Source organism: Paracidovorax konjaci (genome assembly GCF_900112675.1).
In the GTDB taxonomy this organism is placed as follows: domain Bacteria; phylum Pseudomonadota; class Gammaproteobacteria; order Burkholderiales; family Burkholderiaceae_C; genus Paracidovorax; species Paracidovorax konjaci.
In genome coordinates this window covers 41,758-63,154 of sequence record NZ_FOMQ01000001.1, presented here as the reverse complement: position 1 = coordinate 63,154, position 21,397 = coordinate 41,758, and the positions used below count along the sequence as shown (strand labels likewise).

Annotated in this window: 14 protein-coding genes; 4 read left to right on the top strand and 10 right to left on the bottom strand. The window is 69.3% G+C overall.

Annotation, left to right across the window (positions count from 1 at the left end; all coding sequences use genetic code 11):
* The first annotated feature begins 54 nt into the window (after positions 1–54).
* Positions 55–723, top strand: a complete 669-nt coding sequence (locus BM144_RS00230) for an ATPase (RefSeq protein ID WP_245783465.1) — start codon at positions 55–57, stop codon at positions 721–723.
* A 42-nt stretch (positions 724–765) separates the two neighbouring features.
* Here BM144_RS00230 and BM144_RS00225 read toward each other — a convergent pair whose 3' ends face one another.
* The 6 genes from BM144_RS00225 to BM144_RS00200 all read right to left on the bottom strand — a co-directional run bounded on the left by BM144_RS00225 (position 766) and on the right by BM144_RS00200 (position 9,097).
* Positions 766–1,845, bottom strand: a complete 1,080-nt coding sequence (locus BM144_RS00225; protein ID WP_245783464.1) for a peptidoglycan-binding domain-containing protein — start codon at positions 1,843–1,845, stop codon at positions 766–768.
* Positions 1,846–2,031: 186 nt separating this feature from the next.
* The gene (locus BM144_RS00220) at positions 2,032–3,300 is read right to left on the bottom strand and encodes a Zn-dependent hydrolase (RefSeq protein ID WP_092948644.1); all 1,269 of its coding nucleotides are present in this window, start codon (positions 3,298–3,300) and stop codon (positions 2,032–2,034) included.
* 19 nt (positions 3,301–3,319) lie between these two features.
* Positions 3,320–4,786 (bottom strand): dihydropyrimidinase, encoded by a 1,467-nt coding sequence (hydA, locus tag BM144_RS00215; protein WP_092948642.1) that lies wholly within the window; start codon positions 4,784–4,786, stop codon positions 3,320–3,322.
* 29 nt (positions 4,787–4,815) lie between these two features.
* Positions 4,816–6,318 (bottom strand): NCS1 family nucleobase:cation symporter-1, encoded by a 1,503-nt coding sequence (locus BM144_RS00210; RefSeq protein WP_092948640.1) that lies wholly within the window; start codon positions 6,316–6,318, stop codon positions 4,816–4,818.
* 16 nt (positions 6,319–6,334) lie between these two features.
* Positions 6,335–7,681, bottom strand: coding sequence for an NAD-dependent dihydropyrimidine dehydrogenase subunit PreA (preA, locus tag BM144_RS00205; RefSeq protein WP_092948638.1), 1,347 nt, complete (start codon positions 7,679–7,681; stop codon positions 6,335–6,337).
* Between the two features lie 60 nt (positions 7,682–7,741).
* Positions 7,742–9,097, bottom strand: coding sequence for an NAD(P)-dependent oxidoreductase (locus BM144_RS00200; RefSeq protein WP_092948636.1), 1,356 nt, complete (start codon positions 9,095–9,097; stop codon positions 7,742–7,744).
* A gap of 487 nt (positions 9,098–9,584) precedes the next feature.
* Between BM144_RS00200 and BM144_RS00195 the strand changes: the two genes are divergently transcribed.
* The 3 genes from BM144_RS00195 (at position 9,585) to BM144_RS00185 (ending at position 14,235) form a co-directional block, all read left to right on the top strand.
* Positions 9,585–10,223 carry a TetR/AcrR family transcriptional regulator gene (locus tag BM144_RS00195; protein ID WP_092948634.1) on the top strand — a complete coding sequence of 213 codons (639 nt, stop codon included), beginning with the start codon at positions 9,585–9,587 and terminating at the stop codon, positions 10,221–10,223.
* Between the two features lie 168 nt (positions 10,224–10,391).
* Positions 10,392–12,389 carry a tetratricopeptide repeat protein gene (locus BM144_RS00190; RefSeq protein ID WP_092948632.1) on the top strand — a complete coding sequence of 666 codons (1,998 nt, stop codon included), beginning with the start codon at positions 10,392–10,394 and terminating at the stop codon, positions 12,387–12,389.
* A 16-nt stretch (positions 12,390–12,405) separates the two neighbouring features.
* Positions 12,406–14,235 carry a glycosyltransferase gene (locus tag BM144_RS00185; RefSeq protein ID WP_353615059.1) on the top strand — a complete coding sequence of 610 codons (1,830 nt, stop codon included), beginning with the start codon at positions 12,406–12,408 and terminating at the stop codon, positions 14,233–14,235.
* Between the two features lie 22 nt (positions 14,236–14,257).
* Here BM144_RS00185 and BM144_RS00180 read toward each other — a convergent pair whose 3' ends face one another.
* From BM144_RS00180 to BM144_RS00165, 4 genes are read right to left on the bottom strand one after another with little or no spacing between them, the layout of a single operon-like run.
* Positions 14,258–15,349, bottom strand: coding sequence for a glycosyltransferase (locus BM144_RS00180; protein ID WP_092948628.1), 1,092 nt, complete (start codon positions 15,347–15,349; stop codon positions 14,258–14,260).
* A complete protein-coding gene (locus BM144_RS00175) occupies positions 15,340–16,515 on the bottom strand; it encodes a lipopolysaccharide biosynthesis protein (protein WP_092948626.1) in 1,176 nt (391 codons plus the stop codon). The genes BM144_RS00180 and BM144_RS00175 overlap by 10 nt, the downstream gene beginning before the upstream one ends.
* Positions 16,516–19,881, bottom strand: a complete 3,366-nt coding sequence (locus BM144_RS00170) for a hypothetical protein (protein WP_092948624.1) — start codon at positions 19,879–19,881, stop codon at positions 16,516–16,518.
* The gene (locus tag BM144_RS00165) at positions 19,878–21,392 is read right to left on the bottom strand and encodes a DUF2079 domain-containing protein (RefSeq protein WP_139225599.1); all 1,515 of its coding nucleotides are present in this window, start codon (positions 21,390–21,392) and stop codon (positions 19,878–19,880) included. The genes BM144_RS00170 and BM144_RS00165 overlap by 4 nt, the downstream gene beginning before the upstream one ends.
* Positions 21,393–21,397: the final 5 nt, after the last annotated feature.

The window sequence follows — 21,397 nt, the reverse complement described above, 5'->3', positions numbered from 1 at the left end:
TCCGGCAAGAGCACGATCCAGGAGATGTTGCGCCCAGAATGGATTGGCGCTTACGTGAATGCTGACGAGATCGAAAAGAGCCTGCGGGCCACCGGCACGCTGGATCTGGCTGATTTCGGGCTGACAGGCGATGCGGTCATGCTGGAACAGCAACTGCGAGGCCACTTGGCCGCATCCGGGCTGCTCCGTCAACACAGTCTGGACGGCGCGGCACAGACGCTCCGTGTCGCGGAAGCAAACCTGCTTCATCTGCCCACCCGTTGGGCAAACTCCTATGTCGCGGCAGTGCTGGCCGATGCGGTCAGGCGCCAATTGCTGGCGCAGGGCAGCACCTTCACCTTCGAAACCGTCATGTCCTCTTCCGACAAGATCGATTTCATGGAAGAGGCGCGAGCCAGCGGCTACCGAACCTATCTCTACTTCGTTGCCACGGACGACCCTGCCATCAACGTCGCACGGGTGCGGCTGCGCGTGGAACAGGGCGGCCACGACGTTCCCGAGAACAAGATCCTTGAACGCTATCAACGGTCCATTGCCTTGTTGAATGACGCATGCACTGCGGCAAACCGTGCCTACGTGTTCGACAACTCGGGCTCCGAACACCAGTGGATCGCAGAGATCCAAGAGGGCAACGAACTGACGGTACACGCATCGGCCTTGCCGGCGTGGTTTACCGGAACCACGCTGTGGCAGTCGTTCCAACCCGCCGCCGACGGGCCCTGATCGATCCGGCACCGCACCGCGGCGATGCCGGCCCACCGGGCCTCAGCGCGACAGCGCATCCGCCGTCGCGGTATCGAGCCGGCCCGTCACGGGCAGGCCCTTGTCCTTCTGGTAGGTGCGCAGCGCATTCGCCGTCTTCGGGCCCATGCCGCCGTCCGGCGCGCCCACGTCGTAGCCCAGCGCATTGAGCCGCGACTGCGCCTCGCGCACCGACATCGCCGTGCCGGCCTTCGTCTGCGACGGGGCCGCGCCGCCGTCCACGCCCAGCCGGCCGCCGCCGCCCAGGCCCTGGCCGCGCACGCTCTGCGCCTTGTAGTTGCGCAGCGCCACCACCATCTGGTTGTAGGCATCCATGAACGCGGCCGTGATGACCTTGCCCTGGGAGGTGTTCTGGTAGCCGCCGATGGAGCCGCCGGCCGAGCCGCCGAACAGGTTGCCGAAGCCCGCGAAGTCGCTCTTGGAGGCGCTGCCTTCCGACACCGACACCTGCACGCCCGAGCGGTTGTCCACCAGCGTCAGCATGGCGCTGGCCTCGCGGGTCTTGAGCGCGCCGCCCAGTGCGCCGATGGCGCGGCCGCTGCCGCCGCCGACCAGCGCCCCCAGCGCACCGCCGATGCCGCCTGCGTCGCTGTTGGAGAAGATGATCTCGGGCGACATCGCATAGTCCGACGCCACCATCTGGCCCTGGCCGAAGTTGCTGCCGCCGCGCATCTCGCCCGACTGCATGATCGCGCGCTCGCGGTTCATGGCGCCCATGCCCGCGGCGCTGCGCTCCACCACCACGAAGCAGTTGGACTGCTGCACCAGCAGGCGCAGCAGGTTCGCCGTGGGCGGCAGGCGGTATTCGTTGCGCAGGATGGTGTACCAGCCGGCATCCTGGTTCTCGACCAGCGAGACCGTGCCCAGCGGCGATGCGCAGCGCTCCAGTTGGGTGCTCGCGTTGGCGGAGGCCTCGCCGGCGGCGGCGCCGGTGGCCACGGTCTTCGATTCCGCGCTGCCCATGCGAATGTTGGTGGTTTCGCAGCCCGACAGCAGCACCGCGGCCAGCGCGGCGCAGGCCACGGCCGCGGAGCGGCGTGGCAGGAGGGACGGTGCAGGCGAGGAAGAAGAAGACAGGTTCATGGGAATACGGGCGCAGAAACGCATGGCAAAGCGACCGACGTTAGGGGGCGCGGCGGTGGACGGCAACCCGACCATGGTGGGGGCGCTGTAACTCCCCGCTCTCCGGAACGCACCCGGCCGGATGGGCACGTTTTTGCCTCCATGCCGCCGGATCCATTCGATAGCTTGCTATTAATTCAATAGCAATCAGGTGCCCGCCCGCTCCAGCATGGCGTGCAGCAGCACGTTGCAGCCGGCGGTGATGTGCGCGGGCTGCGCATCCTCGATCTCGTTGTGGCTGATGCCGTCCTTGCAGGGGATGAAGACCATTCCCGCCGGAGCCAGCCGCGCCATGTAGACGGCGTCGTGCCCCGCGCCGGACACCACGGGCATGTGCGAGTAGCCCAGTTGCGCCGCGGCGCGCTCGACCGCCTGCACGCATTCGGCGTGGAAGGGCTGCGCGGGGTAGGCGGAAACGGGCTCGATGCGGATCTCCAGCCCGGTCTCGGCGGCCAGGCGCGCGGCCACGGCGCGGATGTCGGCGTCCATGCGCTCGCAGTCGGCATCGGTGGCGTTGCGCAGGTCGATGCTGAACTTCACCTGCCCCGGGATCACGTTGCGGCTGTTGGGGTGCACCTGCACCATGCCCACGGTGCCGCGCCCGTGGGGCGGGTGGCGGTGCGCGCAGGCCACCACCTCCTGCATCAGGCGCGTGGCCACCTGCAGGGCGTCGCGGCGCAGGGCCATGGGCGTGGGGCCGGCGTGGGCCTCCATGCCGGTCACGGTGCAGTCGTACCAGCGGATGCCGAGCACGCCGGTCACCACGCCGATGGTCTTGTCGTTGTCCTCCAGCACCGGGCCCTGTTCGATGTGCGTCTCGAAATAGGCGCCGATGGGGTGGTCGCCCGGCTCCTGGTCGCCCACGTAGCCGATGCGCTCCAGCTCGCCCTTCACGGTCTTGCCCTCGGTGTCGGTGGCGGCGTAGGCGTGCTCCAGCGTGAAGGCCCGGGCGAACACGCCCGAGCCCATCATCACGGGCACGAAGCGCGAGCCTTCCTCGTTGGTCCAGAAGGCCACCTCGATGGGCGCCTCGGTCTCGATCCCATGGTCGTTGAGCGTGCGCACCACCTCGATGCCGGCCAGCACGCCGTAGTTGCCGTCGAACTTGCCGCCCGTGGGCTGCGTGTCGATGTGGCTGCCGGTCATGACGGGCGGCAGGCGGTCGTCGCGGCCCGGGCGGCGCATGAAGACGTTGCCGATCTTGTCGATGGTGACGGACATGCCCGCCGCGCGCGCCCAGCCCGTGACGAGATCGCGGCCCTGCCGGTCCAGGTCGGTGAGCGTGAGGCGGCACACGCCGCCCTTGGGCGTGGCGCCGATCCGCGCCAGCTCCATGAGCGAATCCCAGAGGCGTTCGCCGTTGACGCGCAGCGCGGCGATGTCGGTGGTGGTGGTACGGGTTGCTTTCGTGTCCATGGGAGGCTCCGGTGGGTCGTCAGTGGGTGCGTTGGACGGCGGTGGGCGCGAGGTCCCGGGTGCGCTTGCCCGCCGCCTGGAACTGCGGGCCGAACGCCGGCCGCGGGATGTAGCGCCCCGTGCCCGGCTCCGCGCGCAGATCGCCGTCGGCGAAGACGACGCGGCCCTGGCTGACGGTGTGGCTCGGGATGCCGCGCACGGTGCGCCCCTCGAAGATGTTGAAGTCGCCCTTGCTGTGCTGCGTCTTGGCCGAGAAGGTCTTGGTGCCCTCGGGGTCCCAGAGCACCAGATCGGCGTCGGCGCCCGCGCCCACGAAGCCCTTGCGCGGATAGATGTTGAACAGCTTCGCCGCATTGGCGGAGGTGATCGCCACGAACTCGCTGGGCGTGAGCCGGCCGGTGTTCACGCCGCCGTCCCAGATCGCGGCCATGCGCTCCTCCACGCCACCCGTGCCGTTGGGGATCTTGGCGAAGTTGTCGCGGCCCATGGCCTTCTGCGCGGCGCAGAAGGTGCAGTGGTCGGTGGCGGTGGTGTGCAGCTGGCCCGACTGCAGGCCGCGCCACAGCGCCTCCTGGTGGCCGCCCGCGCGCGAGCGGAACGGCGGGCTCATCACGTGGGCCGCCGCGGTGGCGAAGTCCGGGTAGCGGTAGACGCTGTCGTCCACCAGCAGGTGGCCCGCCAGCACCTCGCCGAAGACGCGCTGCCCACGCGACCGCGCGCGCGCGATGGCCTCGGCCGCCTCGGCGCAGCTCACGTGCACCACGTAGATCGGCACGCCCAGCACGTCGGCGATGGCGATGGCGCGGTTGGCCGCCTCGGCCTCCACCATGGGCGGGCGCGCGAGCGGGTGGCCCTCGGGGCCGGTGATGCCCATCTTGGCCACCTCCTGCTGCAGCAGGTAGACCAGCTCGCCGTTCTCGGCGTGCACGGTGGGCATGGCGCCCAGCTCCAGCGCGCGCTTGAAGCTGTTCACCAGCGTTTCGTCGTCGCACATGATGGCGTTCTTGTAGGCCATGAAGTGCTTGAAGCTGTTCACGCCTTCCTCGCGCACGAGCGTTCCCATGTCGGCATGCACCTGCTCGCTCCACCAGGTGACCGCCACGTGGAAGGAATAGTCGCCCGCGGATTTCCCGGCCCAGCCGCGCCACTTGCGGTAGGCATCCATCAGCGGCTCCTGCGGATCGGGGATCACGAAGTCGATGATGGTCGTGGTCCCGCCGGCCAGCCCCGCGGCCGTGCCGGTGAAGAAGTCGTCCATGGTCACGGTGCCCATGAAGGGCAGCTGCATGTGGGTGTGCGGGTCGATGCCGCCGGGCAGCACGTAGCGGCCCGAGGCGTCGAGCGTCTCGGTGCCGGCAGGCGCCTGCCCGGCCACGTCGGCGCCCACGGCCGCGATGCGGCCGTCCACGCAGAGCACGTCGGCGCGCTCCTCGCGGTCGGCGTTCACCACCGTGCCGCCACGGATCAGAAGGGAGGGTGCACTCATCGTCGTTCTCCTTGAAGGGGTGGGCGCCGTCAGGCGCGGTGCAGCGGTGCGGGGGCCGGCGCACCACTGCGCCGCGCCATGCCCAGCCGGTAGACCACGCCCGCGATGGCGAGGCCCACGAACCAGGCGTAGGCATAGATCTGCTTGAACACTTCGCCCACGCCGGGGAAGCTGGCGGGGAAGGCCGCATTCAGGAAGCCCGGGATGTTGGGCGCCACGCCCAGCACGAACGCGGCCACGGCCACTCCGTTCCACCCGCGCGTGTAGGCATAAGGGCCCTCGTCCGCATAGAGGGCCGCCACGTCGAGCCGCGTGCGGCGCACGAGGTAGTAGTCCACCATCAGGATGCCCGCCACGGGCCCCAGCAGCGCCGAGTAGCCGATGAGCCACGTGAAGATGTAGCCCTGGGTGGATTCAAGGATCTTCCACGGCATCATCGCGATGGCGATGCCCACCGTGATGTAGCCGCCCGTGCGGTAGCTGATGCGCCCGGGGTCGAGCGCCGAGAAGTCGTAGGCCGGCCCGACGAGGTTGGCCGCGAGGTTCACGCTCACCGTATCGACCAGCAGGATGATGAGCGCCACCAGCACCGCCGCGCCGGTCATGCGGCAGGCCAGGTCCACCGGGTCCCAGAGCGCCTTGCCGTAGATCACCACCGTGGCCGAGGTCACGAACACCGCCAGCGCCGCCAGCAGGCCCATCGGCACCGGCAGGCCGATGGCCTGGCCCACCACCTGGTCGCGCTGCGACTTCGCGAAGCGCGTGAAATCGGGGATGTTGAGCGCGAGCGTGGCCCAGAAGCCCACCATGGCCGTGAGCGAGGGCCAGAACACCGCGTGGAACTGCCCCGCCTTGGGGCCGCCGGGCGCGAACTGCGAGGGCTGGTGCAGGATCGGCCCGAAGCCGCCGGCCTTGCCGTAGGCCCACCACAGCAGCACGAAGCAGATCACGATCTTGAAGGGCGCCGTCCAGGTCTCGAGCTTGCGGATCGACTCGATACCGTGTACCACGAAGTAGAACTGGATGGCCCAGAACACGAGGAAGCACACGAGCTGGCCCGCGTTGATGCCCAGGCCCGCGATCTTCTCGCCCTCCAGCGGATGGCCCACGAGCACGCCGGCCAGCGTGTAGATCATCATCCCGCCGAACCAGGTCTGGATGCCGTACCAGCCGCAGGCCACGAGCGCCCGCAGCAGCGCGGGCAGCTTGGCGCCGCGCGTGCCGAACGAGGCCCGCGCGAGCACGGCATAGGGGATGCCGTACTTCGCGCCCGCATGGCCGATGAGCAGCATCGGCACGAGCACGATCAGGTTGCCCAGGAACACGGTGCCCACCGCCTGGCTCCACGACATGCCGCCCTCGATGAGGCTGGCCGCGAGTGTGTAGGCGGGTATGCACATCACCATGCCGATCCACAGCGCGGCGAAGTGGTACCAGCGCCAGGTGCGCTGGTGCGCCTGCGTAGGCGCGAGGTCGTCGTTCCAGAGGCCGTGGGCGCCGGCGGGGGCGGAGGGGCTGGAGGGGCGGTTCATGGCGGGCTCCAGGACATCACGCGGCGGCCACGGCGGCGGCCTGCGAGGCGACGGCCGATGGCGCGGCGCGGTTCGGGTTGTGCGGGTGCGTGGTCCAGTTGGCGTAGTCGCCCGTCACCACCCGGCCGGTGCGCGCATCCACCTCGCCGGGCGCCAGGCTGCGCAGCGTGATGCACTCGGGCACCGGGCAGATCGACACGCAGAGGTTGCAGCCCACGCACTCGGCCTCGTTCACCTCGAAGCGGCGCACGCCGCCCTCGCGCGTGAAGGTGATCGCCTGGTGCGAGGTGTCTTCGCAGACCACGTGGCAGCGGCCGCACTGGATGCACGACTCCTGGTGGATCACGGCCTTGTCGATGTGGTTGAGGTCGAGCTGCTTCCAGTCCTTCACGGTGGGCACCGCGCGGCCCTGGAAATCGGCCAGCGTGGCGTAGCCCTGCGCATCCATGAAGTTGGAGAGGCCGTCGCACATGTCCTGCACGATCTTGAAGCCGTACACCATCGCCGCGGTGCACACCTGCACCGTGCCGCAGCCCAGCGCGATGAATTCGGCCGCATCGCGCCAGGTGCTCACGCCGCCGATGCCGCTGATCGGCAGGCCCGCCGTCTGCGCATCGCGTGCGATCTCGGCCACCATGTTGAGCGCGATGGGCTTCACGGCCGGCCCGCAGTAGCCGCCGTGCGAGCCCCATCCGCCCGTGTTGGGGCTCATGGCCATGCGCTCCAGGTCCACGCCCATGATCGAATTGATGGTGTTGATGAGCGAGACCGCGTCCGCCCCGCCCGCCCGGGCCGCGCGTGCGGGCTGGCGCACGTCGGTGATGTTGGGCGTGAGCTTCACGATCACCGGCAGGCGCGTGTAGTGCTTGCACCACTGCGTGACCATCTGGATGTATTCGGGCACCTGCCCGACGGCCGCGCCCATGCCGCGCTCGCTCATGCCGTGCGGGCAGCCGAAATTCAGCTCGATGCCGTCGGCGCCCGTGTCCTCCACCATCGGCAGGATGTGCTTCCAGCTCTCTTCCACGCAGGGGACCATGATGGAGACGACCATCGCGCGGTCGGGCCAGGCGCGCTTCACGCGGCGGATCTCCTCCAGGTTCACGGCCAGCGGCCGGTCGGTGATCAGCTCGATGTTGTTGAGCCCGATCACATGCCGGTCCTGCGACATCAGCGTCGCGTAGCGCGGGCCGTTGACGTTGACCACGGAAGGGTCCTCGCCCAGGGTCTTCCAGACGACGCCGCCCCAGCCGGCCTCGAAGGCGCGGGTGACGTTCACCTCTTTGTCGGTCGGGGGCGCCGAGGCGAGCCAGAACGGGTTCGGGCTGCGGATGCCGAGAAAATCGCTGCGGATGTCTGCCATGTGCTTCTCCGGTCTCTGTCGTCGCGGGGGAATGTTGCGTGCGTGCGGGATGGCGCGGCGTCAGGCCGCCAGCAGCGCCTCGTGGATGGACACCGCGGCCACCTTGCCGTGCTCCACGGCCTCCACGGTGAGATCGCGGCCGCCGGCGCGGCAATCGCCGCCGGCCCAGACGCGCGGCACGCTCGTGCGGCCCTCGGCATCGGTGGCGATGCGCCCCTGGTGCAGCGCGACGGAGGCGCCGGCATGCTCGGACAGGTAGCTCTGGCCGATGGCCTTGAGCACCATGTCGGCTTCGATCGTGAAGGTCTCGCCCGTCTCCACCAGGCGGCCGCCCTGCAGCCCCATGGCCGCGAACCGCATGCCGCGCACCGCGCCGCCTTCGCAGAGCAGCTCCTTCGGCGCGGCCCAGTGCCGGATCGCCACGCCGTTCGTCTGCGCCCATTGCTGCTCCACGAGCGATGCGGACATGCTCTCCTGCCCGCGGCGGTACACGATGGTCACCTCCTCGGCGCCGAGCTTGGCGGCCTGCACGGCCGCATCCACCGCGGTCATGCCGCCGCCCACCACCACCACGCGGCGCCCTACGGGCAGGGTGGAGAGGTCCTGCGCCTGCCGCAGGTCGGCGATGAAATCCACCGCGTTCAGCAGGCCTTCGGCCCGGGGCTCGGCGATGCCCAGCGCATTCACGCCGGCCAGGCCCAGCCCCAGAAACACCGCGTCGTGGGACTGCAGCAGCCCGGCAAGCGCGATGTCGCGCCCCAGCACCTGGCCGCAGCGCGGCGCGATGCCGCCGATGGACAGCAGCCAGTCGATCTCCTTCTGCGCGAAGCCGCCCGTGGTCTTGTAGCTCGCCAGGCCGTATTCGTTGAGCCCGCCGAGCTTGGGCCGCGCGTCGAACAGCTCCACGTCGTGCCCGCGCCGCGCCAGCCCGTGCGCGCATGCCAGCCCCGCAGGGCCCGCCCCCACCACGGCCACCCGCTTGCCCGTGGGCGCGGCCCGCGTGAACATCGGGGCGCCCGGCTGCGCGAAGTGCGCATCCGTCGCGTAGCGCTGCAGCGCGCCGATCTCCACGGGCTTGTCTTCGTTCACGTTGCGCACGCAGGCCTGCTCGCACAGCACTTCGGTGGGGCAGACACGCGCGCACATGCCGCCCAGCGGGTTGGCTTCCAGGATGGCGCGCGCCGCACCGCGCTCGTTGCCCTGCGCGATGCGGTGGATGAAGGAAGGCACGTCGATGCCGGTCGGGCACGCCGTGGCGCAGGGCGCCTCATAGCAGTAGTAGCAGCGCTCGGCCTCGATCAATGCCTGCGCACGCGTGAGGGGCGGGTGCGCATCGCTGAAGTTCTGCGCGTATTCGGCCAGGTTCAGGCGTGCGCCATGCACGCCGCAGCCGGCGCTTGCGGTCGTCGTTTCCATCGGATAGCTCCTGTGGTGTGGGGTCCCGGGAGGGATTCAGGAAGGCAGGGGGGAGGAAGCCATGCGCAGCGGGGCCGCGCCGGTGGATCGGCCGCGTGCGCCGCCCGGAGGCAGCGCCGTTGCGGCGAATGGCGCACGCCGGGCGTACCGGGGCCGGAGGGAAGGCGGAGGGGTCATCGGGGGTCCTCGCTCGTGGTGGCAGGTGCGTGGCCCGCCGTTGTGTGATGGCAATTTACCAACCGGTAAAAACTTACCCATTGGTAAAATCCCGAACTGCAAGCACCATGCCAGCGGCGTTCCCTCTGCGAGAACGCCCGGAACGCCCCGGCTTCGGCCCACAATGGTGCGCATGAGCCCCCGCCGACCGCCTTCTCGCCCTGCCCCTGTGCATCCACGCACCGCGAGCGCGCCACGCCGCCGCGCCGCCGCCACGCCGACGCCATCTTCACCAGAGCCTTCTTCCGCGCCCTCTCCGGCTGCGGCACCCGTGTCCGCCCCGGGCGCGGGCGCGCTGCGCAGCCCCTCGCCCGCGCGGCTGCGCAAGGAGTTGGCCATCCTCGCGGAGGCCGAAAGCCACTTCGCGCAGTTCGGCTTCGAAGGTGCATCGCTGGAGAACATCGCTGCCGCGGCGGGCATCAGCCGCCACAACCTGCTCTATTACTTCCCGAGCAAGGAAGCGCTCTACCGCCGCGTGCTGGACGATGTGCTCACGCAGTGGCTGGACGGCATGGAAGAGATGTCGCACGGCGAAGACCCCGCGCAGGCGCTGCGGCGCTACATCGGCGCCAAGCTGCGCTCCTCGCTGGAGCGGCCCAACGCCGCGAAGGTCTTCGCCAAGGAGGTGATCGCCGGCGCGCCGCGCTACGGCAGCGTGATCGCCGAGCGCGTGGGCCCTGTGCTGCGCAACGACGTGCGCACCTTCGAGCGCTGGGCCCGCGAAGGCCGCATCGCCCGTGTGAATTTCACGCATCTGATGTTCATCATCTGGTCGGTCACCCAGGCCTATGCCGACCAGCAGGCGCAGTTCGCGCTGCTGCTGGGCAAGCCGGCGCTGACCCCGAAGGACTACGCGCAGGCCGAGGACCTGATCTGCCACATGGTGCTGAAAGGGCTGGCGCCCGGCTGAAACCGCCCCGGCCTGCGGGGCGCACGGCACGCCGGCTCGGCCATGCCGGCGGGCACCGCCCCATCGCTTAGACTTCCGCGGTTCATCGCCGCAGGGGCGCGCGCTCCTTGCGCGCCCGCCCCTTATTGACCGCCGCGGCGCCCGTCTCCGCGTCACGCCCCCATCGCCATGGCCACCAAACCGTCCGCCTCCTTCGTCGTCTTCGGGCTCGCCGTCCTGGCCGCCGTGCTGGCCATCTACCTGCCCAGCTGGAGCCATGCGCTGCTCTTCGACGATCTGGCGCTGACCGACGGGACGATCTTCGCAAACTACGGCAACTTGCTCGCCTTCAAGCAGCGCATGCTGTCCTACGGCAGCTTCGTCTGGGTGGACAGCCTGGCCGGCGCGGGCTGGGGAAAGCAGCGGCTCTTCAACGTGGCGCTGCACCTGGCCACCGTGGCCGCCCTCTATGCCCTGGTGCGCGAGCTGCTCGCGCGCACGCGCTTCCCCGAGGAATTCGAGGCGCAGCCGCATTTCGGACCGTCGCGCAGCGCCGCCGTCCGCGTGGGCGTGGCGCTCTTCGCGGTCAACCCGATGGCCGTCTATGCGGTGGCCTACCTCGTGCAGCGCTCCATCGTCATGGCCACCTTCTTCGCGGTGCTGGCCTGCTGGTGCTTCGTGCGGGGGTTGTCGGGCCGGGGCGCAGGCTGGTATGCCGGCGCCATCGTGGCCTATGCCGCGGCGGTGCTCTCCAAGGAGCACGCGGTGATGGTGGCGGCCATGGCCGTGCCGCTCTACATCCATGTCCGGCGCCCGGGCTGGCGCACCATCGCCGGCATCGCGGGGGTGTCCGCCGTGCTCGTCGCCGTGGCGGCGGCCGTGCTGTTCGGCGTCTACGGCGACCTGCTCGGCAAGGTCTTCGACCAGCGCTCCATCGATTTCACCCGGCAGCTCGAACGTCTGAGCCCGGGCATCGGCGCGCGCATGTACCCGCTCAGCATCCTGAACGAGGCGGCGCTGTTCTTCGCGTACGGCTTCCTGTGGTTCGTGCCGAACGTGATGTGGATGTCGGTGGACCTGCGCCCTGCATTCCCGCTCGGCTACGCGGCCTTCCCGCAGGTGCTGGGGCTCGTGGGCTACGTCGCCCTCTGGGCCGCCGCCGTATGGGCCGTCCTGCGGCGCCGGGGCGTGCTCAGCCTCGTCGGCGTGGCGCTGCTGTTCCCCCTGCTGCTCTACGTGACCGAATTCGCCACGGTGTGGGTGCAGGATCCTTTCGTGCTCTACCGCAGCTACCTCTGGGCGGTGGCGGTTCCCGTGCTCGTGGCGATCGTGCTCACGGGCTTCAAGCCCCGCACCATCTACGTGCTGGGCAGTATCGTGGGGCTGGTCTTCGCCATGCTCGCCTTCGAGCGCGTCGCCTCGCTGAGCGACGACTACACCGCCTGGGGCGACGCGGCCGAGAAGACAGACCTGAAGGCGCCGCAGAACGCGGTCGGTCGCTGGAGACCGTTCCTCAACCTGGGGGCCTACCACCTGGACCGCGGTTCGGTCACCGAGGCGCAGAAGGCCTTCGCCACTGCCGAAGCGCTGGGCGCCCTGCGCGGCACCGCGCGCTTCAATGCGGGCGTGGCACTGCAGCAGCAGAAGAAGCATGCCGAAGCCATCGCGGCTTTCGACGAAGCGCAGAAGCAGGGCTTCGATGAACTGCAGCTCTACTACCACCGCGGCGAGTCGGAATTCGCGCTGGGGCTCTACCCGCAGGCCTTCGAGCATTTCAGCCAGGGCTTGCGCCTGGAGCTGCCCAGCGTCAATGCGGCGGAGATGGACCGCATCCGGCAGGCCATGCGCCTGCGCCGTGCCGAAAGCGCGATCGGCGCGAACCGGTTCGACGACGCCATCGGTGGCTTCACGGAACTGCTCGCCGCCAGCCCGAACAATCCGCGGCTGCTGCTGGGCCTGGGGATGGCGCACGTGGGCAAGGGCGACACCAAGGCCGCCCTGGCCCTTTTCGACACGATGATCGCCCGCACGCCCAACGCCGCGGCCTACTACGGGCGCGCCATGGCCTACCGCGGTGCCAACCAGTTCGCGGCGAGCCTGAAGGATCTGGACGAGGCCATCCGACTGGATCCCCGCAACCCGCAATACGCGCAGATGAGGGCCCAGGTCGCCGCCGCCCGGAAATAGGCAGGAGGGCCTGGTGGTGCTGCGCGTCCTCCATGTGGGGAAATTCTTCCCGCCCTACCGCGGCGGAATGGAGGTCTTTCTCTCCGACTTGGTCGCGGCCCAGCGCGCCCAGGGCATCGATGCGTCCGCCCTCGTCCACGGCACGCCGCTGCCGGACGATCCGCCGTGGCTGGAACGCGTGCCGGTGCAGTTCCAGCTGGTCTATGCCCCGTTCGCGCTCGGGTTCCGCTCGGCCCTGGCGCGGGCGATCCGCCGCTTCCGCCCGGATGTGCTGCACCTGCACATGCCCAACAACTCCGCGCTCTGGGCGCTGACACTGCCCAGCGCACGCAAGATCCCCTGGGTGGTGCACTGGCACTCCGATGTCGTGGTGTCGGAGATCAAGCTCTCCGTCGCCCTGGCCTACGCCCTCTACCGCCCCTTCGAACACGCATTGCTGGATGGGGCCGAGCGCGTCATCGCGACCTCGCCTCCCTACCTCAAGGCCAGCAAGACGCTGCAGTACTGGCGCAGCAAATGCGTCGTCGCACCGCTGGGCATCGACCTGGAGTCCCTCCCACCGGCCGCGGTCAGCAACGACTGGTCGCCCGGGACGGCCCTGCGGCTGCTGTCGATCGGACGCCTGACCTACTACAAGGGCTTCGAAACGCTCATCCAGGCCGTTGCTGCCCTGCCGGGCGTGGAACTGCTCATCGTGGGCGATGGCGAACTCCGGGCCAACCTGCAGGCGCGCATCCAGGCCGCCCGCGCGCGCGGGTCAGGCGGCACGGTCCGGTTGCTCGGAGACGTGGACGATGCGCAGAAACATGCGCTGCTCGCCAGCTGCGACGTGTTCTGCCTGGCCTCCAGGGAGCGCACGGAGGCGTTCGGCGTGGTCCTCCTCGAAGCCATGTTCCACGCCCGGCCCTGCATCGTGACCGATCTTCCGGGCTCGGGAATGCCGTGGCTGGTCGCCCATGCCAGGGCCGGGCTGCGCGTGCCGATCGAGGATGTGGAGGGATGGACCGCCGCGATCACGCGCCTGCGCCATGATCCGCCACTGCGCCAGCGCCTGGGCGCCTCGGGCCGCCAGGCGCTGCTCAAATCCTTCGACATCCGCAGCAGCGCGCAAGCCATCGAGCGCGAATACCGGCACATCACCTCCAAGCCGCGCCCGTCCTCCCAGGGCAAGGGCCTGCTGGCGGTCATCACCACGCGCAACGATGCCGGGTCGATCGGTGCCCTCGTCGCTTCGCTGCGGCAGGCCGGCATGGACGCGCCGCTGGTGGTGGACAACCGCAGCACCGACGGCACCTGCCTTTTCGCGGAACAGGCGGGCGCGAAGATCCTGCGCCCCCTGATTCCCATGGACGCCTGGGAAGCCATCCAGACCGGCATGCGCTACGCGCTGTCCAAGGGCTATTGCGGTGTCATCACGGTACCGGGCGACCAGCCCCCGGGCGCCGAGGGCCTGCAGCCTCTGCTGCAGCACGCGGGGCAGGCGGACGCGGTGGTGATCGAGCCCCCATCGGCGCACGGCCTGCGCGCCCCCTGGTGGTGCCGGATCGTCCGCTTGGCCAGGCCGGAGCCGCCACGCCTGGGCTGCTACAGCCGCGCGGCGGTGGAAGCACTGTCCTCGCGCGAAGCCGCCCTGCTGGACGATGCGGAACTGGGACTGCTCTGGCTCCGGCGCAGCGCGCAACTGCGCGTCCTTCGTCTGGAACTGCCACCGGCGGAGGGAGCCCCGGCCGTGCCGCGGACGCCGCCCGCTTCATGGTGGAGCCTCGCCCGCCGGCTCGCACTGCTGGCCCTCTTCCGCTTCGCCGTGGCGCGTCCGCGGCCTGCGCGCTCCTCGCCGGCGGATTGAGCCAGGCCCGTCCGGAGGCCTTTCATTCGGCGACGAGGTCTTTCATCTTCCGCAGGAAGCGGTCTTTGCTGAACAGCTGCGCGCGGCTCTCGCAGGCGGGCCGCATGGCCGCGGCCCTGTCGCCCGACAGGGACATCACCGATTCCATCAATTGCTCCACCGTGGGCTCGGCCGGCAACAGCCAGCCTGTTTCGCCGGGAACGATGGTTTCGAGCAGGCCGCCCTCGGCCACTCCGATCACCGGCTTGCCCGCGGCCATGCTTTCGACCGGAGACATGCCGAAATCCTCGTCGCGGGGAATGTAGATCGATGCACGGGCCCCGCCCATCAGCTCGGCCAGGGCCTCATCGCCCAGCCACGAGGTGAACCGGATGTTGGGCGCAGAGGCGGCCTTGGCGCGCAGCATCTCGAACTGCGACCCACCCGAGACCACCACCAGTTGCCGCGAGGGCATGCGCAGGAAGGCATCCACGATCAGTTCGACGCGCTTGAAATCCTCCAGGCGTGCCAGCGAAAGGAAGTAATCGCCTGGCTGGCGCCAGCGGAAACGCTCGACGTCGATGGGCGGGTGCACCACCCTCGACTCCACACCCAGGTGGGTGCGCAGCCGGTTGCGCACGTTCTCGGAGTTGGCGATCACCACATCCATGGCGGCCACCGAAGCTTCGTACTGCTGCTTCAGGTAGGCCGCGAGCACCGCCAGCGCGGGCCGCAGGAGCGGCGAGAACTTGTCCCGGTAGTAGTCGCGGAGGTCGTACACGAACCGTGGCGGCGTGTGGCAGTAATAGAGGTTGCGTTGCCCCTTGCGGTGCCGCACGGCCACCGGTGCGAGCACGCCGCTGTAGATCGCCCAGTCGTACCCGTCCAGGAAGGCGGCCCGCCGGCCGGCAAAGGCACGCAGCACCTTCAATGTGCGCCAGCCCGGCACCGGCGTCGTCGCCTCCAGGTCATGGCATGCGATACCGGCCAGTTCGCTCGCCGGGAACACCTCGGGCTGGCGGTAGCCGTAGCACAGCTCGGTACCTTCCAGGCCGCGCACCAGGTCCAGCGTCAACCGCTCGGCACCGCCTTTCGCATGCAGAAAATCGTAGAGCACCACGCCCTTCATAGCCATGAACGCACCCCTTTGTACAAAAGCAGCATCAGCACCGCCTCGGTCGCGATGCTGGCCCAGGCCGCACCGACGACACCGAACCGGGGAAGCAGCCAGAAATTCAGACCGACATTGACAGCGGCGGCCACGCACACCGCGCCCGCATACCAGCGCTCGCGTCCGAGGGCGACCGCGGCCTGGGTCAACACATAGTTCGGCGCCAGGAACAGAAAGGCGACGAGCAGCCACGACAGCAGCGGAGCCGCCCCCGCATAGGCCGTGCCGTAGGCCAGCACCAGCAGGGGTTCGGCCAGCCAATGCACCACGGCGGCCCCGGCGGCAGCCAGCGCCAGCGCTCCCCCCAATGCACGCCGCAGCAGCACCCGCGCGGCTTCGCGTTCCTGCCAGCGCAGCCGCAACTCCCGGAAAAGGATGGTGGCAGCGGGTGCCAGCAGCAGCACGCCACCTTCGAACAGGCGATAGGCCGCGGCATAGCGGCCGATGTCGTCGGGCGGCACGCCCAGGCGCTCCATCATCACGATGTCGATGCGGAAATAGACGGTCGTGGCGAGGTCGATCAGCATGAACGCCGCGGCCGTCCGGTACACGGCGCCAGGAGGGTTCCACCGGGGCTTCGCCATGAAACGCACCACGGCCAGCGAGACCACCACACCGGCCGCCCACCCGACGAATACCGCCGTGGTGTCCATGCGCCAGAGCAGCACGCAGGCCAGCACCGCCAAGGCCGTGGCGCTGCGCAATCCCACTTGCCACAGAGCATCGCGCGCATAGAGCCCCTGCCCTCGCCAGCGCGCGGATACCGTGTTCGCCACCGCCAGCAGGGCCATCGTCGCCACCGCAAAGGACAGGGGAAGCCGGCGCTCTCCGGCCAGGGCCAGCACCAGGGCCAGCGCCACGGCACTGACCAGCAGAATGTGCCCCAGCGCATAGCGCAGCACCATCGGGGGCTCCACCTCGATGCTGCGGTGCGCGGACTCCCGCTGCAGCAGGGTCTTGAAGCCGCCGTCCTGCAGGATCGCGATCAGCGATGCCAGCGTCAGCACATAGTTGTATTCACCGAATGCCGCGGGCCCCAGCAGGCGCCCCAGCGCGAACACCAGCACCATGGAGACGGCCGCGACCCACAGGCTCGCAGCCGCCTGGTTGGCCCATCCGTGCAGCCACATCTACGGGGGCCCCCGCCTTGCATGCACCCAGGCCTGCAGCGCGACGCCGAGGCAGAGCTGGTAGAAGCACAGCGTCACCACGTGCGCTGCCAGCTGGCTCATGCCGAGTTGCAGCAGCACCATCGACGCCACCAGCGCGATCATCGCGCCGGCGAGGAAAGGCCCGCCACGTTCGTCGTACAGCCAGCGGGCCAACCCCGGCCGCCACCGCGTCAGGCCGTCGCGCGCTCCCCGCACAGCACACCACCATGCCGCGATCATGCAGAGCCCCCCCAATGTGATGAATACGTTCTCGCCCCAGTCGACCGTGCTCATGAAGCCGAGGCCATAGCAGGCAGCCGCCATGAACAGCACGCCGCCGATCAGCAGCCCCATGCCCCTGCGCATCCACCACAGCGACCGGTGTACCGCCGAAGCCACCGGCCAGAGGGTGCCGGCCACCACGGCCGCAGCGGCGGTCAGCGTCGCTGGCGCTTCGTAGGAGCCCAACGCCCAGGCCACCCAGGCCATCCACATGCAGGGCCACAGGTACCGGGCAAAGAACCGTCCCCAGGCCGGCAATTCCCGCCACAGGTGCAGGGCAGAGGTGATCCAGAGGGAAACGCCCGCACCCAGCAGCCAGGGGGCGCCCTCGTCACCGCGTCCCGCCCGCCAGAAAAGCGGCAGCGCGGCCACCATCACGGCGAAGTGGAACAGCGGCATGTAGCGGCTGGCGGCAGCGCTCAGGCGCTCGCACAGTGCCCAGGCCTTTGCGGCCAGTTGGCGGCCGCGGTCCAGCCGTGGCTGCACCAGCCGCAGGACCGAGCGCCACCGCGAGGCCAGCCCTCGCCACACCAACCAGACCACCAGCCCGGTCAGCAGTGCCGCACCGAGTTTCTGGAGCTTGCCCATGCCGGGCGATGGCGCCGGCGGACGCAGCTGCTCGCGCCAATGGACCACGGCCCCGGACTGCGCATCCTGGTCGCTGACGAGCGTGACACGCTTCAGCTCGAACAGGTCATCGTCCTGAAGCAGCGCGGGAGCCATGTCCTGCTCCGGTGCGACGGTCAACCGGCCGTAGTCCAGCCAGACAGGCCGGCGCCCCTTTGCCAGGGTCTTCCGGACATCGGCCGTCAGCGTCCCGGGAAGCCATCGCTCGCCCCCCATGAGCAGCACCGGTCCGCGGGACAGGGTCTCGTTCACGGACGGGCGCGCGCCGACGCCGATCGAGGCCTGCAGCTTCACCTGCGCAGGCTGCTCCACGTACAACGCTCCCTTCCAATGGATGGCGACGATCCGTTCGTCTTCGTCGAAATGTTCGAGAAGGTCGGCGGTCACGCCCTCCCGGATGTTTCCGTCGCGGGAGCACAGCTGCCGCTCCAGCCGGTGGCCGCGGTCGCCGCGGATCTCCGCGCGCAGCCAGCAATGGTCGATTTCCGCCCCCTGGATCTCATACCCCAGCCGCAGGTCGAGGACGTGCCGGGCCGGCAGTTGGACCGGGGTGGTCCAGCTCAGTACCGTGCCGCCCGGGGCTCCCAGGCGTGAGTGCAGCGCTCCGACGGCCTGCATGCCGTCGGAGCGCCACGTGTCGCCCGGGTCCGTTTCTTCCGGCTGTACCACGAGGGGGATCACGCCCCAGCCAGGGCGGTAGGCATCGCTCACCTGCGCAGCTTCCATGCGGTAGGGGCGGAATACCGTGACCCCGCGCACCGACCATGGCGTGCCCAGCCCCTGCGCATCCAGACGCAAGGCGATGGACCGCACCTGCACGCCTTCGGGGATACGGCGGTCGAGCAGCAATGGCTGGTTGGGCGGCACCCGGAAGTCATACTGCCGGCCCCCTTCGGCGGTGACCCGGACGTCGATCTCCGGCAGCCGGGGGTCTTCGGAGCGGACGTCCACGTGGAGGCGCTGGCCCGGCCGTACCCGGAAGTCGACGCGCCAATCCATCGATACCGCCGCCCCGCCGGAAAAAGCCAGGCCCTCTCCCTGCGCTCCGTCCAGGGCATCGCCTGCGGCCGCAGCCACACGCAGGCCCCACCCCGGGTACTCCGCGTCGGAGCCCCGCACCCGCGGAGACTGCGGCAGCGGCTGCGCCCAGGCGAGCGGCAACTGGGCTGCGATATCCAGCCATTCGATGCCCGTACGGTCCTCCGGCCTCACCAGGAAAGGACCGCCCAGCGCACGGACATGCGCCGCCATGTAGTTCACGAAAGCCGGCGAGCTGGATCGCTTCAGCTTCACCAGATGGGCGCCCAGAAGCTCCACCCGGCATGCGGCACCGCCGGTGATCTGCCACTCCGCCATGCGCAGCGGCATGCGGGCGACCCAGCGGCCCGTGACATCCTTGAGATCCAGCGACGTGCGCCAGGTGCTTGCCGTGAGCTGCTCCGTTTTCATGGGCGCCTGCAGCGTGCGGTCCCCCGCCGCCACGAGCCCGGAGCCGGGAAGGCTCAGTACGGTCAACCGGCGCAATGGCTTGTCGGCGAGCGCGCGCTCCTTGGTGCCTTGGTAGAACACCAGCACCTCGGCCAGAGACACCGGGCGCTTGCGTTGGCGGTACTCCGCGAGGACCCGGTCCACGCGCAACCGCACGCGCGTGCGCACGCCGTCGTCCTGGGTTTCACTGGTGAAATCGGCCGGGGTCAGCAGCCGGCTCGGACGATGGTGGTCTCCCACGCTGATGAGGAGGTTGACCCCGTTGAGGCGCGCCCCGGAAGGAAATTCCAGCTCGATGACCTGCGCCCGGTCCAGCGGAACCTGCAGGCGCCGCTGGAACACCGTGGCATCGCCATCCTGGGCATAACGCCACTGGCGGTCGTCGCGGCTTCCCAACTGGCGGGCCAGCAGGTAGAACATGTCCTTGCCGACCCACGGCATGCGGGACGGCTGCTCGGTGAAGAGAACGCCGCGCCCCTCGGCCATGCCCACGATGGTGGTGCTGCTGAGGCGCCCCTCCTGCAGTCCTTCGTTCGTCTGCAACTCCAGCTGCGGCGTACAGTGGCCCGGCGCACCATGGTCGACCCAGAGTTCGTCGTAGGCCGAGAGGTCCGTATCGGCAGGCGGGGTCAACCGGACGCCGCGCTCGGCTCCCGCAGACCGGCCGGACGAAGGGCCGGCTTCCAGGGGCACGCTCGAATCCAGCTCCATCGCGGGCACATGCTTCAAGCCCAGTTGCGCCTTGAGATCGAAAGACCCCGGCAGCAGGGGATCGCCCGCCTTCACGGGTTGCAGGAGCCGCCCGAGGTACCCCGGCATGGGCGGCGGACCAAACGCCACATCGGTGGCGACATCCGCCGCAGGAGCGGCGCCGGGAAGCAGCAGCAGCGCCAGGGCGCTTTGCCAGAGCCCCTGTCGCAACACGGTCCGCAGGACGGTTTTTCTCATGGTGTCTCCGTACGGCGGAAGATGGAAAAACCATCGTCTTCATAAACCAGCGCGTAGCGCTTTCTTACCTCGGCCACCGCACCGCGGTAGCGCTGTGCGGCGGCTTCGTCCGTGCAGCGGCCATGCAGCCAGAGGCACCCCTGGTCCAGCAGGAACCATGGGCGCTTTTCATCCAGGACGACATAGTCGGCATGGCGCATCCGGGCCGGTGCAACGCGCCATCCGGCACTGCCCGAAGTCCAACCGGGGACGGCCTTCGCGTCGAAGACCCCGTCGGGAAAAGCGAAGTACGCCTCGCGCCGTGGCAGATGGCCCCAGTTCAGGGGATTCTGCGTTGCGACGCTGACACCGGGATCGCGTGGAATCCAGTGCGCGATGGCCGACTTGATGCGTTGGGTGCGCGCATCCGGCCAATAGGCCTGCTTGCTGTAACTCCACACCTTGTCACTCCAGAAAAGACGCCCCAGCGGGGAAGGCGCGAACATCGCGTGGCCGACCAGCAGCACGAAACAAAGCGACCGCACCGTTGCCACCGAGGACAGTCCGCACCGGGAGCAGATGCGCTGGAACACCGGCATGCCGTGCGCAAACGCCACGATCAGCGGCGCGATGAGGCCGGCCGTGTAATGGTTGCCGTAGCTGTAATAGTTCTCCGACCGCGCCAGCATCGCAATCAACAACGGCGGCAGGGCCGGAATCAGCCATTGGGGGCTCAGCAGCGGGATGAAGGCCAGCAGTCCGAAACAGATGAACAGATAGAGCAATTTGCCCGGGTTCGCCAATGCTTCGGTCACGGGAAGCCAGGGGTGCGCCACCAGATGCCCCACCATGCTGCCCAATCCCTGGCCGAGCCAGGTGAACGCATCCGCATCCAGGCCCCCGCTCGACCCGGTGAAATGCGGAATGAGCCATTGCGTCGCCACATAGAACCACGCCAGTCCCGCAGCCACCAGCACCCCGCCTGCCATGGCCCAGCGCCGGGAAAGCGGGTCTGCCGCCCGATGCCGCCACGCCTGCCAGATCAGGAACACCCCGCACGCCGCGGTCTGCAGCGCGAACGGCTCCTTGACCCAGGCCAGCAGCAGAGCGCAGGCCATGGCCCAGGCAATCCTTCGCCGCTCATAGGCCACATAGAAGCCCAGCAACAACGGAACGGCGAGGTGATCGAAGTGGAAATCGAACAGCGCGTTGGCCCACAGCGGGTAATACAGCAGCAGTGCCAGGGCAGGCCAGGGACCGTACTGGCGCCAGACGCCCCATGCCGGAAGAGCGGCCAGCGCCAGCCCCTGGAGCGCCAACAGTCCCAGCGGACCCAGCCACAGGTAGACATGCGCATAGAGGCCCATGAACGGCTGGACGTGCCCGAAAAAGGCATGCCCGGTGCCGCCCTCCTGCGCGTAGGCGTAAAAGACGCTTTCAAAAAGCCCGAGATCGAACCAATTGCTGGCCAGCGCCTGGTATTTGAGCAAGGGCATGGCGACCATCGCGCCCGCGAGGGCGACAAGGACCACCCGGG

Excerpts from the sequence above, each read along its gene's own strand:
- BM144_RS00225 (WP_245783464.1), bottom strand. The coding sequence starts at position 1,845 with ATGAACCTGTCTTCTTCTTCCTCGCCTGCACCGTCCCTCCTGCCACGC.
- BM144_RS00220 (WP_092948644.1), bottom strand. The coding sequence starts at position 3,300 with ATGGACACGAAAGCAACCCGTACCACCACCACCGACATCGCCGCGCTG.
- hydA (WP_092948642.1), bottom strand. The coding sequence starts at position 4,786 with ATGAGTGCACCCTCCCTTCTGATCCGTGGCGGCACGGTGGTGAACGCC.
- BM144_RS00210 (WP_092948640.1), bottom strand. The coding sequence starts at position 6,318 with ATGAACCGCCCCTCCAGCCCCTCCGCCCCCGCCGGCGCCCACGGCCTC.
- preA (WP_092948638.1), bottom strand. The coding sequence starts at position 7,681 with ATGGCAGACATCCGCAGCGATTTTCTCGGCATCCGCAGCCCGAACCCG.
- BM144_RS00200 (WP_092948636.1), bottom strand. The coding sequence starts at position 9,097 with ATGGAAACGACGACCGCAAGCGCCGGCTGCGGCGTGCATGGCGCACGC.
- BM144_RS00190 (WP_092948632.1), top strand. The coding sequence starts at position 10,392 with ATGGCCACCAAACCGTCCGCCTCCTTCGTCGTCTTCGGGCTCGCCGTC.
- BM144_RS00180 (WP_092948628.1), bottom strand. The coding sequence starts at position 15,349 with ATGGCTATGAAGGGCGTGGTGCTCTACGATTTTCTGCATGCGAAAGGC.
- BM144_RS00175 (WP_092948626.1), bottom strand. The coding sequence starts at position 16,515 with ATGTGGCTGCACGGATGGGCCAACCAGGCGGCTGCGAGCCTGTGGGTC.
- BM144_RS00170 (WP_092948624.1), bottom strand. The coding sequence starts at position 19,881 with ATGAGAAAAACCGTCCTGCGGACCGTGTTGCGACAGGGGCTCTGGCAA.